Consider the following 14,234-nt stretch of genomic DNA (forward strand, 5'->3'; position numbering starts at 1 on the left):
GCGCCGCGGTCCCCGGGACGTGTGGCTTCGCACGGAATCTCGACACCATTCATGCCCGTCCGCGCAGGTACTTCGGTCACCGGGCGGACGAAGAGGGAGAACGAGAAGGTGGCAGCACCTAAGAAGGGCCGACAGGGCACCCAGGGCAGGCCGGGGCGCACCTTGGCCCTGATCCTGATCGCCATCGTGGCGCTCACCGGCGGCATGTTCGCCTCCGGACACTCGACGCCGCGCCTCGGCATCGACCTCGCCGGCGGTACGAGCATCACGCTCCAGGCGAAGAACGAGCCGGGCCAGAAGAACGCGATCAACCCGACCAACATGAACACCGCGGTCGACATCATGAACCGCCGTGTCAACGGTCTGGGCGTCACCGAGGCGGAGGTGCAGACCCAGGGCGAGAGCAACATCATCGTCAACATCCCCAAGGGCACCAACTCCGAGCAGGCCCGGGAACAGGTCGGCACCACCGCCAAGCTCTACTTCCGTCCCGTCCTGACCACCGAGGTCTCCGGTGGGGACCCGGCGGCCAGCCCCTCGCCGAGCGCCTCCAGCAGCGCCTCCACGGGTTCGGACAAGGAAAGCGACAAGGACAAGGCCACCGACAAGGCCACCTCGTCCTCGTCGCCCTCCGCGCCCCCCTCGGCCACCTCCAGCACGCAGGGCCGTGCGCTCACCGACGCGCTGAAGGCCGACCCCACCCCGTCGGGGAGCGGTTCCGCCGCGTCCAGCCCGTCCGCCTCGCCGTCCGCGAGCACCGACCCGGCGACCGCCAAGCTCCAGGCGGAGTACACCGCGCTCGACTGCTCCAAGAAGACGGTCCGCGCCAAGGCCGGTGACGGCGTCAAGGCCACCGACCCGACCGTGGCCTGCGGTCAGAACTCCCAGGGCCAGTGGCAGAAGTACATCCTGGGCCCGGCCGAGGTCGAGGGCACCGACGTCGACAAGGCCTCGGCCCTGTTCGACACCCAGGGTGCCGCGGGCTGGAAGGTCACCATGGACTTCACGTCCAAGGGAGCCAAGAAGTTCGCGAGCATCACGGGCAAGCTGGCGCAGAACCAGTCCCCGCAGAACCAGTTCGCCATCGTCCTCGACGGTGAGGTCGTCTCCGACCCGTACGTCAGCCAGGCGCTGACCGGCGGCAGCGCGGAGATCTCCGGCAGCTTCAAGCAGCAGGAGGCCGAGGACCTGGCCAACATGCTGTCGTACGGCGCGCTGCCGCTCACCTTCACGGAGGCGAGCGTCACCACCGTCACCGCCGCGCTCGGCGGCGAGCAGCTGGAGGCCGGTCTGATCGCCGGCGCCATCGGTCTGGCGCTGGTCATCATCTACCTGGTGGCCTACTACCGGGGTCTGTCGCTCATCGCCATCGCGTCGCTGCTGGTCTCCGCGGTCATGACCTACGTGATCATGTCGCTGCTCGGCCCGACCATCGGCTTCGCCCTGAACCTGCCGGCGGTCTGCGGCGCCATCGTGGCCATCGGCATCACAGCGGACTCGTTCATCGTGTTCTTCGAACGCATCCGTGACGAGATCCGCGAAGGCCGCACGCTGCGTCCCGCGGTCGAGCGCGGCTGGCCGCGCGCCCGGCGCACCATCCTGGTCTCCGACTTCGTGTCGTTCCTCGCCGCGGCCGTGCTCTTCGTCGTCACGGTCGGCAAGGTCCAGGGCTTCGCGTTCACGCTGGGTCTGACCACCCTGCTCGACGTGGTCGTCGTCTTCTTCTTCACCAAGCCGCTGATGACGATCCTCGCCCGCAAGAAGTTCTTCGCGGAGGGCCACAGCTGGTCCGGCCTCGACCCGAAGCGACTGGGCGTCCAGCCGCCGCTGCGCCGTACCCGTCGCGTGTCCGCTCCCGTCGACACGAAGGAGGCCTGAGATGTCGAAACTCGGCACCCTCGGCGCCCGGCTCCACCGCGGCGAGATCGGCTACGACTTCGTCGGCAAGCGCAAGCTCTGGTACGGCATCTCCATCCTGATCACCATCACGGCCATCGTCGGCCTGGCGGTGCGCGGCCTGAACATGGGCATCGAGTTCCAGGGCGGCGCCGTCTTCACCACCGAGAAGACCAGCATCTCGGTGAGCCAGGCCGAGACGTACGCGGAAGAGGCCTCCGGCCACGACGCGATCGTCCAGAAGCTCGGCAACGGCGGACTGCGCATCCAGATCGCCGGCATCGACACCGGCAAGTCCGACCAGATCAAGCAGGAGCTCTCCAAGGACCTGAAGGTCGACGCCGAGAAGATCAACGCCGACCTGGTCGGCCCCAGTTGGGGTGATCAGGTCGCGAACAAGGCCTGGCAGGGTCTGGCGATCTTCCTGGTCCTGGTCGTGATCTATCTGGCGATCGCCTTCGAGTGGCGCATGGCCGTGGCCGCGCTCGTGGCGCTCATCCACGACATCACCATCACGGTCGGCGTCTACGCCCTGGTCGGCTTCGAGGTCACCCCCGGAACGGTGATCGGTCTGCTCACGATCCTCGGTTATTCGCTCTACGACACCGTCGTGGTCTTCGACAGTCTCAAGGAGCAGACGAAGGACATCACCAAACAGACGCGCTGGACCTACAGCGAGATCGCGGACCGCTCGATCAACGGCACCCTGGTGCGTTCCATCAACACCACGGTGGTCGCGCTGCTCCCGGTCGGCGGCCTGCTGTTCATCGGTGGCGGTGTGCTCGGCGCTGGCATGCTCAACGACATCTCGCTGTCGCTGTTCGTCGGCCTCGCGGCCGGTGCGTACTCCTCGATCTTCATCGCCACGCCGCTCGTCGCCGACCTCAAGGAGCGCGAGCCGCAGATGAAGGCCCTCAAGAAGCGTGTGCTCGCCAAGCGGGCCGCGGCTGCCGCGAAGGGCGAGTCCCTGGAGACCCCGGTCGTCGACGAGCGGTACGACGACGAGGAGCCCGAGGACGCCGACGCGACGCCCGCGGTCGTCGGACCGCGAGCCCAGCGTGCCCAGCCGTCGTCCCGTGGCAGGCGTGGCCGGCCGTCGGGGAAGCGCCGATGACCGGTATCGAAGAGCTGCTGCTCAGCCGCATCCGTGACGTCCCGGACCATCCGGAGCCGGGAGTGACGTTCAAGGACATCACCCCGCTCCTGGCCGACCCGGCGGCGTTCACGGCGCTCACCGACGCGCTGGCCGAGATCAGTGTCCGCAGCGGTGCCACGAAGATCGTCGGCCTGGAGGCCCGCGGCTTCATCCTGGGCGCGCCCGTCGCGGTCCGCGCCGGACTCGGCTTCATCCCCGTGCGCAAGGCGGGCAAGCTCCCCGGAGCGACCCTCGGCCAGACGTACGACCTGGAGTACGGCTCGGCCGAGATCGAGGTGCACGCCGAGGACCTGAGTGCCGACGACCGCGTCATGGTCGTCGACGACGTCCTCGCCACCGGTGGCACAGCCGAGGCCTCGCTCCAGCTGATCCGCCGGGCCGGCGCCCGGGTCGCCGGCGTCGCCGTCCTCATGGAGCTCGGTTTCCTGGGCGGTCGCGCCCGGCTGGAGCCGGCCCTGGACGGAGCCCCGCTGGAGGCGCTGCTCAAGGTCTGAGCAACCCCTGAGGCGCCCGTACGACACGCCTGAGGCACCTGTAGGACACCGCGGAGGCGGGCCCGGAGGAATCCGGTGCCCGCCTCTCGCGTTTCTCCCGTAGAGGGCGGTCTCACCGGCCGAAGGCGAGTCCGCAGCCCAGGATCGCTACCATGGGGTCTCCGGAGCCTGACCGGGGACCCGGATCGCGCACGAGGAGTCCTCTTGCCAGACGAGGCCCAGCCACTCACCGCCGCCAAGACCGAGAAGTCCGCGGCGCCCGCAGGCACGCCCGCACCGACCGCGAGCACGCCCGCGAAGAACGGCTCCGCCGAGCCCGCGGCCGGAGCCAAGGCGGCTGAGCAGCCACGCCCCGAGCCGGCCGCCCCCGAGCGCCAGGCAGCACCCGCGTCGGCGGCCCGCCCCACGGCCGGTCAGCCCGCACGCTCCGGCGGCGGCTCCTCCAACCGTGTGCGCGCCCGGCTGGCCCGTCTCGGCGTCCAGCGGTCCAACCCGTACAACCCGGTCCTGGAGCCCCTGCTGCGGATAGTGCGCAGCAACGACCCGAAGATCGAGACGTCCACGCTCCGCCAGGTCGAGCGCGCCTACCAGGTCGCCGAGCGCTGGCACCGAGGCCAGAAGCGCAAGAGCGGCGACCCGTACATCACGCACCCGCTCGCCGTGACGACGATCCTCGCCGAGCTGGGCATGGACCCGGCCACGCTGATGGCGGGCCTGCTGCACGACACCGTCGAGGACACCGAGTACGGCCTGGACACCCTCAAGCGGGACTTCGGCGACCAGGTCGCGCTGCTCGTCGACGGCGTCACCAAGCTCGACAAGGTCAAGTTCGGCGAGGCCGCCCAGGCCGAGACCGTCCGCAAGATGGTCGTCGCCATGGCCAAGGACCCCCGCGTCCTGGTCATCAAGCTCGCCGACCGCCTGCACAACATGCGCACCATGCGCTACCTCAAGCGCGAGAAGCAGGAGAAGAAGGCCCGCGAGACGCTGGAGATCTACGCTCCGCTGGCGCACCGCCTGGGCATGAACACCATCAAGTGGGAGCTGGAGGACCTCGCCTTCGCGATCCTCTACCCCAAGATGTACGACGAGATCGTGCGTCTGGTCGCCGAGCGCGCCCCCAAGCGCGACGAGTACCTCGCCATAGTGACCGACGAGGTCCAGTCCGACCTGCGCGCGGCCCGCATCAAGGCGACCGTAACCGGCCGCCCGAAGCACTACTACAGCGTCTACCAGAAGATGATCGTCCGCGGCCGTGACTTCGCGGAGATCTACGACCTGGTGGGCATCCGCGTCCTCGTCGACACGGTCCGCGACTGCTATGCGGCACTGGGCACCGTCCACGCCCGCTGGAACCCGGTTCCGGGGCGGTTCAAGGACTACATCGCGATGCCCAAGTTCAACATGTACCAGTCGCTGCACACGACGGTGATCGGTCCGAACGGCAAGCCGGTCGAACTCCAGATCCGTACGTTCGACATGCACCGCCGCGCCGAGTACGGCATCGCCGCGCACTGGAAGTACAAGCAGGAGCCCTCCGCCGGCGCCTCCAAGGTGCGCACGGACGCGCCCAGGGGCCTCGGCAAGGACAAGGACGCCGTCAACGACATGGCGTGGCTGCGCCAGTTGCTCGACTGGCAGAAGGAGACCGAGGACCCCAGCGAGTTCCTGGAGTCCCTGCGCTTCGACCTGTCCCGCAACGAGGTCTTCGTCTTCACGCCGAAGGGCGACGTCATAGCGCTCCCGGCCGGGGCGACGCCGGTGGACTTCGCGTACGCGGTCCACACGGAGGTCGGCCACCGGACTATAGGAGCGAGGGTCAACGGACGCCTCGTACCGCTCGAATCCACCCTGGACAACGGCGACCTGGTCGAGGTCTTCACCTCGAAGGCGGCCGGCGCGGGCCCGTCACGCGACTGGCTGGGCTTCGTCAAGTCCCCGCGGGCCCGCAACAAGATCCGCGCCTGGTTCTCCAAGGAGCGCCGCGACGAGGCGATCGAGCAGGGCAAGGACGCCATCGCGCGCGCCATGCGCAAGCAGAACCTGCCGATCCAGCGCATCCTCACCGGCGACTCCCTGGTCACGCTCGCGCACGAGATGCGCTACCCCGACATCTCGTCCCTGTACGCGGCGATCGGCGAGGGCCATGTGGCCGCGCAGGGTGTCGTACAGAAGCTCGTCCAGGCGCTCGGCGGCGAGGAGGCGGCCACCGAGGAGATCGACGAGAGCGTCCCGCCGGCCCGCGGCCGCGGTCGCAAACGCCGGTCGAACGCCGACCCGGGTGTCGTCGTCAAGGGCGTCGACGACGTGTGGGTCAAGCTGGCCCGCTGTTGTACGCCTGTTCCCGGCGACCCCATCATGGGCTTCGTGACGCGCGGCAGCGGGGTGTCGGTCCACCGCAACGACTGCGTCAACGTCGACTCGTTGTCCCGTGAGCCCGAGCGCATCCTCGAGGTCGAGTGGGCCCCCACCCAGTCGTCGGTCTTCCTCGTCGCCATCCAGGTCGAGGCCCTGGACCGCTCACGGCTCCTGTCGGACGTCACGAGGATCCTGTCCGACCAGCACGTCAACATCCTGTCGGCGGCCGTCCAGACGTCCCGCGACCGGGTGGCCACCTCCCGCTTCACCTTCGAGATGGGCGATCCGAAGCACCTGGGCCACGTCCTGAAGGCGGTCAGGGGAGTCGAGGGCGTGTACGACGTGTACCGGGTGACATCGGCGCGCAGGCCGTAGACGGTCCGGCCTCAATCGGCCACTACGTAGAGGGGGCTTCCGTACGAAACGTACGGAAGCCCCCTCTACGTAGAAGCGGAAAACCATGGAGGGGCTCAGCGGCCCCGCCCCGGTGGTCTCAGCCGCCGAACTCCTGCAGACCCTTCAGCGCCTGCTCAAGGAGCGCCTGGCGGCCGTCGAGCTCCTTCTGGAGCTTGTCGGCCCGTGCGTTGTTGCCGGAGGACCGCGCCGACTCGATCTGGCCCTGCAGCTTGTCCACGGCCGCCTGGAGCTGCCCGGTCAGGCCCTCGGCACGCGCGCGTGCCTCCGGGTTCGTCCGGCGCCACTCGGTCTCCTCGGACTCCTGGAGGGCCCGCTCCACCGTGTGCATCCGGCCCTCGACCTTCGGGCGGGCGTCGCGCGGCACATGGCCGATGGCCTCCCACCGCTCGTTGATCGAGCGGAAGGCGGCCCGCGCCGCCTTCAGGTCCTGCACCGGGAGGAGCTTCTCGGCCTCCTCGGCCAGCTCCTCCTTGAGCTTCAGGTTCTCCGTCTGCTCCGCGTCCCGCTCGGCGAAGACCGAGCTGCGCGCCGCGAAGAACACGTCCTGGGCACCGCGGAAGCGGTTCCACAGGTCGTCCTCGTGCTCGCGCTGGGCGCGGCCCGCGGCCTTCCAGTCCGCCATCAGCTCGCGGTAGCGGGCGGCCGTCGGACCCCAGTCCGTCGAGCCGGACAGCGACTCGGCCTCCGCGACCAGCTTCTCCTTGGTCTTGCGGGCCTCCTCGCGCTGCGCGTCCAGCGACGCGAAGTGCGCCTTGCGGCGCTTGGAGAACGCCGAGCGCGCGTGCGAGAAGCGGTGCCACAGCTCGTCGTCGGACTTCCGGTCGAGCCGGGGCAGACCCTTCCACGTGTCCACGAGCGCCCGCAGCCGCTCACCGGCGGCCCGCCACTGGTCGGACTGGGCCAGCTCCTCCGCCTCGGCGACCAGCGCCTCCTTGGAGTGCCGGGCCTCGTCGGACTGCTTCGCCCGCTGCGCCTTGCGCTCCTCGCGGCGTGCCTCGACCGTCTCTACGAGCTTGTCCAGCCGCACCTTCAGCGCGTCCAGATCCCCGACCGCGTGGTGGGCGTCCACCTGCTCGCGAATGTGGTCGATGGCGATCTGGGCGTCCTTCGCCGACAGGTCGGTGGTCTTCACTCGTCGCTCGAGGAGGCCGATCTCGACGACCAGGCCCTCGTACTTGCGCTCGAAGTAGGCCAGTGCCTCGTCGGGAGAACCGGCCTGCCAGGAACCGACGACCTGCTCGCCGTCGGCCGTACGCACGTACACGGTCCCCGTCTCGTCGACGCGGCCCCACGGGTCGCTGCTCACAGCGCCTCCTCCACATGATGCCTGCGTGGGGCTGCTTTACCCCCGGGCATCGTCCACAGTTTCGTCACGGCCAACATAGGCGACCGGCGGGGCGGCTGTCCGCATCCCGCGCGACCGAAATTTCGCTGCTGGAGGTCAGGATTTCGTCACGGTCGCCTTGTCGATCACGACGGTCGCATTGGGTGCGCCGTCGCCCTGGCCAGTGCTCTCGCCGGCCTTGGCGATTTTCTCCATGACCTTCATGCCCGATTCGGAAATAGTCCCGAACGGTGTGTAGTTGGCCGGCAACGGACTGTCCTGGTACACGAGGAAGAACTGGCTGCCGCCGGAGTTGCGGCCTTCCTTCGTCTGCGCGTTGTACTGGTTGGCCATCGCCACCGTGCCCGCCGGATACACGTCGCCCTTGAGGCGCTTGTCCTTGAGGTTCTCGTCAGGAATCGTGTAGCCGGGGCCGCCCATGCCGGTGCCCTTCGGGTCGCCGCACTGGAGCACGAAGATGCCGTTCGTGGTGAGGCGGTGGCACTTGGTGTGGTCCAGATAGCCCTTGCCCACCAGGAAGTTGAACGAGTTCACGGTGCGCGGGGCCTTCGAGGCCGGCATGTCGATGTCTATCGTGCCGCAGGTCGTCTGCAGCTTCATCGTGTAGTCCGCCGACTTGTCGATCGTCACCGCCGGCTCCTTCTTGTAGCTCAGCGACTTCACCTTGCCCGCGGCGGCCTTCTCGCAGGGATCCGGTGCCTTGCTGGGCGCGGAGGGGCTCGGGCTGGCCTCGGCGGCCGCGTCCGACTTGTTGTCGTCGTTCTTGAAGACCCCGGTCGCGTACGACACCACGCTGCCCACGACGACCACGCCGAGGACCGACGCGATCACCGCGTTGCGAGCGTGGGCCTTGCGTCGAGCGGACGTGCGCCGCTGCTGTTGCCGCAAGAACTTCTCCCGGGCGAGCTGACGCCGCCGCTGTTCCTGGGTGACCACCGGGTTATCTCCTCATGCGTCTCGTACGTCAGGTGGGACGCGTGCGTCTGTCGAGCCGACCGCCTGCGTGTGACCCGTACCGTATATGGGTTCGCTGTGGTTCCGGCAGCGCCGGTAGGCTCTGATCCACAGCCAGGCCATTCCCCGTAAGACATACCGAAGGACGAACGTGCTCATTGCCGGGTTCCCCGCCGGGGCCTGGGGCACCAACTGTTATCTGGTCGCCCCCGCCGCAGGCGAGGAGTGCGTGATCATCGACCCGGGCCATCAGGCCGCCCAGGGAGTCGAGGACACGCTGAAGAAGCATCGGCTCAAGCCCGTCGCGGTCGTCCTCACGCACGGCCACATCGACCATGTCGCCTCGGTCGTCCCGGTGTGCGGCGCGCACGACGTGCCCGCGTGGATCCACCCCGAGGACCGGTACATGATGAGCGACCCGGAGCGGGCGCTCGGCCGCTCCATCGGGATGCCGCTGATGGGCGAGCTGACCGTCGGGGAGCCGGACGACGTGAAGGAACTGACGGACGGCGCCGCGCTGAAACTAGCCGGCCTCGACTTCTCCGTCGCGCACGCGCCCGGCCATACGAAGGGGTCGGTGACGTTCCGGATGCCCGAGAACACGGAGATCCCGTCCGTGTTCTTCTCCGGGGATCTGCTCTTCGCCGGCTCCATCGGACGCACCGACCTGCCCGGCGGCTCCCACACCGAGATTCTCGACTCGCTGGCCCGTGTGTGCCTGCCGCTCGACGACTCGACCGTGGTGCTGTCCGGCCACGGCCCCCAGACGACCATCGGCCAGGAGCGCGCCACCAACCCGTACTTGCGGCAGGTGGCGGCGGCCGGCCCGGGAGCGGACCCGACCTCCGCTCCTCGACGAGGAATGTGACGAGAATTCCCGTGAGCACCTTCAAGGCCCCCAAGGGCACGTACGACCTGACTCCGCCGGACAGCGCGACGTTCCTCGCGGTGCGCGAGGCGATCGCCGCGCCACTGCGGAACTCCGGTTACGGATACATCGAGACGCCCGGATTCGAGAACGTCGAACTGTTCGCGCGCGGGGTCGGTGAGTCCACCGACATCGTGACCAAGGAGATGTACGCCTTCGAGACCAAGGGCGGCGACCAGCTGGCGCTGCGCCCCGAGGGCACGGCCTCCGTGCTGCGCGCCGCCCTCGAAGCCAACCTGCACAAGGTGGGCAACCTCCCCGTCAAGCTCTGGTACTCGGGCTCGTACTACCGCTACGAGCGCCCCCAGAAGGGCCGTTACCGCCACTTCTCGCAGGTCGGCGCCGAGGCGATCGGAGCCGAGGACCCGGCCCTGGACGCCGAGTTGATCATCCTGGCCGACCAGGCGTACCGCTCGCTCGGGCTGCGGAACTTCCGGATCCTCCTCAACTCGCTGGGCGACCAGGAGTGCCGTCCCGTCTACCGTGCCGCACTCCAGGACTTCCTGCGGGGGCTGGACCTGGACGAGGAGACGCTCCGGCGGGCCGAGATCAACCCTCTCCGTGTCCTCGACGACAAGCGCGACGACGTCCAGAAGCAGCTCGTGGGCGCTCCGCTCCTGCGGGACTATCTCTGCGACGCGTGCAAGGCGTACCACGAGGAGGTGCGCGAGCTGATCACGGCCGCCGGTGTCTCCTTCGAGGACGATCCGAAGCTGGTCCGGGGACTGGACTACTACACCCGCACCACCTTCGAGTTCGTGCACGACGGTCTCGGTTCGCAGTCCGCGGTCGGTGGCGGCGGTCGCTACGACGGCCTGTCCGAGATGATCGGCGGTCCCGCGCTGCCGTCCGTCGGGTGGGCGCTCGGCGTCGACCGTACGGTCCTCGCGCTGGAGGCCGAGGGGGTGTCCCTCGAACTTCCCGCTTCCACCAGTGTGTTCGCGGTGCCTCTCGGGGACGAGGCTCGGCGGGTGCTCTTCCGGGTGGTGACCGAGTTGCGCAGGAACGGGGTCGCGGCCGACTTCTCCTACGGGGGCAAGGGGCTCAAGGGGGCCATGAAGAACGCCAACCGGAGTGGTGCGCGCTACACCGTCGTCGCGGGTGAGCGTGACCTCGCCGAAGGCGTCGTCCAGCTCAAGGACATGGAGTCCGGCGAGCAGGCGCCCGTCGGCGTGAACGAGATCGTGGCGGAACTGGAGTCCCGGCTGAGCTGAGCGGGCGGACTGGGCCGGTTTTTGCTCGCCCCCGCCGCCCCTACCCGTCCCGTCCCTGGGGGCTGCGCCCCCAGACCCCCGCTCATCGGCCTGAACGGCCTCGTCCTCAAACGCCGGACGGGCTGAAATTCAGCCTCTCCGGCGTTTGAGGAGCGGGGGTTCGGGGGCGGAGCCCCTGGTACACCGTCAACTCGGTGAGCGTCGATTCGTCCTGGCAGATGGTGGCGATGCGCGGGGGTCACGGATGGGTGGTCCTGGAGCGGCTATGCCTGTGCTGTCATGCCGTCGAGCGTCCCGCCGAAGCGAACGTTCCGGGACCACCGCGCGTACTTCCTTATGTCCATCGAACGGTGGACACGCGCGCGTGTGCGGCACAATGACCGTGCCCGGAAGGCCCCCTCAAGCTACGGAAACGGCGTGATGAGCAAGACGACAGTCAGGGAAGGCATCAGCACCGACTCCCACGACCAGGAACGTGCCGAGGCCCCACAGTCCGTGGGCGGCGGTCGTTTCCTCGCCGTTCTGCTGGTGATCACGGGCGCGGCCGGACTGCTGGCCTCCTGGGTCATCACCATCGACAAGTTCAAGCTGCTGGAGGACCCGAACTTCACCCCGGGCTGCAGCCTGAACCCGGTCGTCTCCTGCGGCAACATCATGAAGAGCGACCAGGCCTCCGCCTTCGGGTTCCCCAACCCGATGATGGGCCTCGTCGCGTACGGCATCGTGATCTGCGTCGGCATGAGCCTGCTCGGTCGCGCCACCTTCCCGCGCTGGTACTGGCTGACCTTCAACGCAGGCACGCTGTTCGGCGTCGGCTTCTGCACCTGGCTGCAGTACCAGTCGCTGTACAACATCAACTCGCTGTGCCTGTGGTGCTCCCTCGCCTGGGTCGCGACGATCATCATGTTCTGGGCCGTGACCTCGCACAACGTCCGCAACGGCTTCCTGCCCGCGCCGGGCTGGGTGAAGGGCTTCCTCGGCGAGTTCGCCTGGGTGCTGCCGGTCATGCACATCGGGATCATCGGCATGCTGATCCTGACGCGCTGGTGGGACTTCTGGACCAGCTGACGGACCGGCGGAACCGGTGAATTCCACGGGGCCGACGGCGTTGTCAGTGGCGTGACATAGGGTTTTGGACGTGGAGCCCGACCTGTTCACCGCCGCAGCCGAAGAACGCCAGGAGAAGGACCCGTCCAGCAGTCCCCTGGCCGTACGGATGCGCCCGCGCATCCTCGACGAGGTGGTGGGCCAGCAGCATCTGCTGAAGCCGGGCTCACCCCTGCGCAGACTGGTCGGCGACGGCGGAGGCCCGGCGGGCCAGTCCTCGGTCATCCTCTGGGGACCGCCCGGCACCGGCAAGACGACTCTCGCGTACGTAGTCTCCAAGGCCACTGACAAGCGCTTCGTGGAGCTCTCCGCGATCACCGCGGGCGTCAAGGAGGTCCGCGCGGTCATCGAGGGCGCCCGCCGCGCCACCGGAGGCTTCGGCAAGGAGACCGTCCTCTTCCTCGACGAGATCCACCGCTTCAGCAAGGCCCAGCAGGACACCCTGCTCCCGGCCGTCGAGAACCGCTGGGTGACGCTGATCGCCGCGACCACCGAGAACCCGTACTTCTCGGTGATCTCCCCGCTGCTGTCCCGCTCGCTGCTCCTGACCCTCGAACCGCTCACGGACGACGACCTGCGCGGACTGCTCCGCCGGGCCCTCGCCGACGAGCGCGGCCTCAAGGAGGCAGTCACCCTCCCCGAGGACACCGAGGAGCACCTGCTCCGGATCGCCGGCGGAGACGCCCGCCGCGCCCTGACCGCGCTGGAGGCCGCGGCCGGGTCCGCGCTCGACAAGGGCGAGCCGGAGATCACCCTCCAGACCCTGGAGGAGACGGTCGACCGGGCCGCCGTGAAGTACGACCGCGACGGCGACCAGCACTACGACGTGGCGAGCGCCCTGATCAAGTCCATCCGCGGCTCGGACGTGGACGCCGCGCTGCACTACCTCGCCCGGATGATCGAAGCCGGCGAGGACCCACGGTTCATCGCCCGCCGCCTGATGATCTCCGCCAGCGAGGACATCGGCCTTGCTGATCCGAACGCGCTGCCGACAGCCGTCGCCGCCGCCCAGGCCGTCGCCATGATCGGCTTCCCCGAGGCCGCGCTCACCCTCAGCCACGCCACCATCGCCCTCGCCCTGGCCCCGAAGTCGAACGCGGCGACGATGGCGATCGGCGCAGCCATGGAAGACGTACGCAAGGGCCACGCGGGCCCCGTGCCGATGCATCTGCGCGACGGGCACTACAAGGGCGCGGCCAAGCTCGGCCACGCGCAGGGGTACGTGTATCCGCACGACCTGCCCGAGGGAATCGCCGCCCAGCAGTACGCGCCGGAGGAGCTCAAGGACCGCGAGTACTACAGCCCCACCCGCCACGGAGCAGAGGCGCGCTACGCGGACGCGGTGGAGTGGACCAGGAAGCACCTCGGTCGAGGGCGGTCCTGACCACCCTGTAGACTCCTCGAAGCGCTGCGTCCCGTGTCCGGCCTCCTTTAACGAGGAAGTCGGCATCACCAGAACGGGACATCCAGCCGGAGCCCTCACCGCAAGGCGGGGATTCCAGGAGCGTCGCGCACCGTCGAAGGTGTCGCGGGCAGCCCATCACCCTCCCGTATTCCCGGGAACCGGTCGGTGGGCCACTCGCGTGCTGCACGTATGTGCCCAGCACAGGGAGCGGCTGCCCCGCAGGTCCGACCGACCGGACCCGCAGGGTTTCCCTGGCTGCGGATTGCGACCTCCCCTAACCCTGGTGAAGCCGTATTCGCATCAGAAACATGAGGTGTTTGGTTCATGCCGAACCAGTCCCGCCCCAAGGTCAAGAAGTCGCGTGCCCTCGGCATCGCGCTGACCCCGAAGGCCGTCAAGTACTTCGAGGCCCGCCCCTACCCGCCGGGCGAGCACGGCCGTGGCCGTAAGCAGAACTCGGACTACAAGGTCCGTCTGCTCGAGAAGCAGCGTCTGCGCGCGCAGTACGACGTGTCCGAGCGCCAGCTCGTCCGCGCCTACGAGCGTGCCGCCAAGACGCAGGGCAAGACCGGTGAGGCCCTGGTCATCGAGCTGGAGCGTCGTCTCGACGCCCTGGTTCTGCGTTCGGGCATCGCCCGCACGATCTACCAGGCCCGCCAGATGGTCGTTCACGGCCACATCGAGGTCAACGGTGGCAAGGTCGACAAGCCGTCCTTCCGCGTCAAGCCCGACGACGTCGTGATGGTCCGCGAGCGCAGCCGCAGCAAGACGCTGTTCGAGGTCGCCCGTGCCGGTGGCTTCGCCCCCGACGGTGAGACCCCGCGCTACCTCCAGGTGAACCTCGGCGCCCTGGCGTTCCGCCTGGACCGCGAGCCGAACCGCAAGGAGATCCCGGTGATCTGCGACGAGCAGCTCGTCGTCGAGTACTACGCCCGCTGATCACCCTCAGCCGGATGTAGC

11 protein-coding genes are annotated in these 14,234 nt (G+C 68.7%); 9 read left to right on the top strand and 2 right to left on the bottom strand.

All coding sequences use genetic code 11. The features are described from left to right. The first annotated feature begins 108 nt into the window (after positions 1-108). The 4 genes from secD (at position 109) to OG718_RS42815 (ending at position 6,279) form a co-directional block, all read left to right on the top strand. Positions 109-1,878: a protein translocase subunit SecD gene (gene secD / locus OG718_RS42800; RefSeq protein ID WP_143635418.1), complete on the top strand. Its 1,770-nt coding sequence runs from the start codon at positions 109-111 to the stop codon at positions 1,876-1,878. Position 1,879: 1 nt separating this feature from the next. Continuing rightward, complete coding sequence (secF, locus tag OG718_RS42805) at positions 1,880-3,010, top strand: protein translocase subunit SecF (protein ID WP_143635416.1); 1,131 nt, start codon at positions 1,880-1,882, stop codon at positions 3,008-3,010. After that, entirely contained in the window at positions 3,007-3,546 is a 540-nt protein-coding gene (locus tag OG718_RS42810; protein ID WP_143635415.1) for an adenine phosphoribosyltransferase, read from the top strand. Before secF ends, OG718_RS42810 begins: the two co-directional genes overlap by 4 nt. 204 nt (positions 3,547-3,750) lie before the next feature. Further along, a complete protein-coding gene (locus OG718_RS42815; protein WP_306940979.1) occupies positions 3,751-6,279 on the top strand; it encodes a RelA/SpoT family protein in 2,529 nt (842 codons plus the stop codon). Positions 6,280-6,397: 118 nt separating this feature from the next. Here OG718_RS42815 and OG718_RS42820 read toward each other — a convergent pair whose 3' ends face one another. Continuing rightward, positions 6,398-7,627, bottom strand: coding sequence for a DUF349 domain-containing protein (locus OG718_RS42820; RefSeq protein ID WP_143635412.1), 1,230 nt, complete (start codon positions 7,625-7,627; stop codon positions 6,398-6,400). A gap of 135 nt (positions 7,628-7,762) precedes the next feature. After that, the gene (locus OG718_RS42825) at positions 7,763-8,602 is read right to left on the bottom strand and encodes a peptidylprolyl isomerase (RefSeq protein WP_328846693.1); all 840 of its coding nucleotides are present in this window, start codon (positions 8,600-8,602) and stop codon (positions 7,763-7,765) included. A 169-nt stretch (positions 8,603-8,771) separates the two neighbouring features. Between OG718_RS42825 and OG718_RS42830 the strand changes: the two genes are divergently transcribed. The 5 genes from OG718_RS42830 to rpsD all read left to right on the top strand — a co-directional run bounded on the left by OG718_RS42830 (position 8,772) and on the right by rpsD (position 14,213). Then, entirely contained in the window at positions 8,772-9,488 is a 717-nt protein-coding gene (locus OG718_RS42830) for an MBL fold metallo-hydrolase (RefSeq protein ID WP_143635408.1), read from the top strand. Positions 9,489-9,499: 11 nt separating this feature from the next. Then, positions 9,500-10,762: a histidine--tRNA ligase gene (gene hisS, locus OG718_RS42835; RefSeq protein WP_143635406.1), complete on the top strand. Its 1,263-nt coding sequence runs from the start codon at positions 9,500-9,502 to the stop codon at positions 10,760-10,762. 420 nt (positions 10,763-11,182) lie between these two features. Continuing rightward, positions 11,183-11,830 carry a vitamin K epoxide reductase family protein gene (locus tag OG718_RS42840; protein ID WP_186001105.1) on the top strand — a complete coding sequence of 216 codons (648 nt, stop codon included), beginning with the start codon at positions 11,183-11,185 and terminating at the stop codon, positions 11,828-11,830. Positions 11,831-11,900: 70 nt separating this feature from the next. Further along, positions 11,901-13,253: a replication-associated recombination protein A gene (locus OG718_RS42845; RefSeq protein ID WP_143635403.1), complete on the top strand. Its 1,353-nt coding sequence runs from the start codon at positions 11,901-11,903 to the stop codon at positions 13,251-13,253. Positions 13,254-13,598: 345 nt separating this feature from the next. Further along, positions 13,599-14,213: a 30S ribosomal protein S4 gene (gene rpsD / locus OG718_RS42850; RefSeq protein ID WP_055614429.1), complete on the top strand. Its 615-nt coding sequence runs from the start codon at positions 13,599-13,601 to the stop codon at positions 14,211-14,213. Positions 14,214-14,234: the final 21 nt, after the last annotated feature.

This window comes from Streptomyces sp. NBC_00258 (genome assembly GCF_036182465.1).
Lineage (GTDB): Bacteria > Actinomycetota > Actinomycetes > Streptomycetales > Streptomycetaceae > Streptomyces.

What these genes read in the sequence shown, in the direction of transcription:
- secF (WP_143635416.1), top strand. Translation starts at nt 1,880, where the DNA reads ATGTCGAAACTCGGCACCCTCGGCGCCCGGCTCCACCGCGGCGAGATC.
- OG718_RS42810 (WP_143635415.1), top strand. Translation starts at nt 3,007, where the DNA reads ATGACCGGTATCGAAGAGCTGCTGCTCAGCCGCATCCGTGACGTCCCG.
- OG718_RS42840 (WP_186001105.1), top strand. Translation starts at nt 11,183, where the DNA reads ATGAGCAAGACGACAGTCAGGGAAGGCATCAGCACCGACTCCCACGAC.
- rpsD (WP_055614429.1), top strand. Translation starts at nt 13,599, where the DNA reads ATGCCGAACCAGTCCCGCCCCAAGGTCAAGAAGTCGCGTGCCCTCGGC.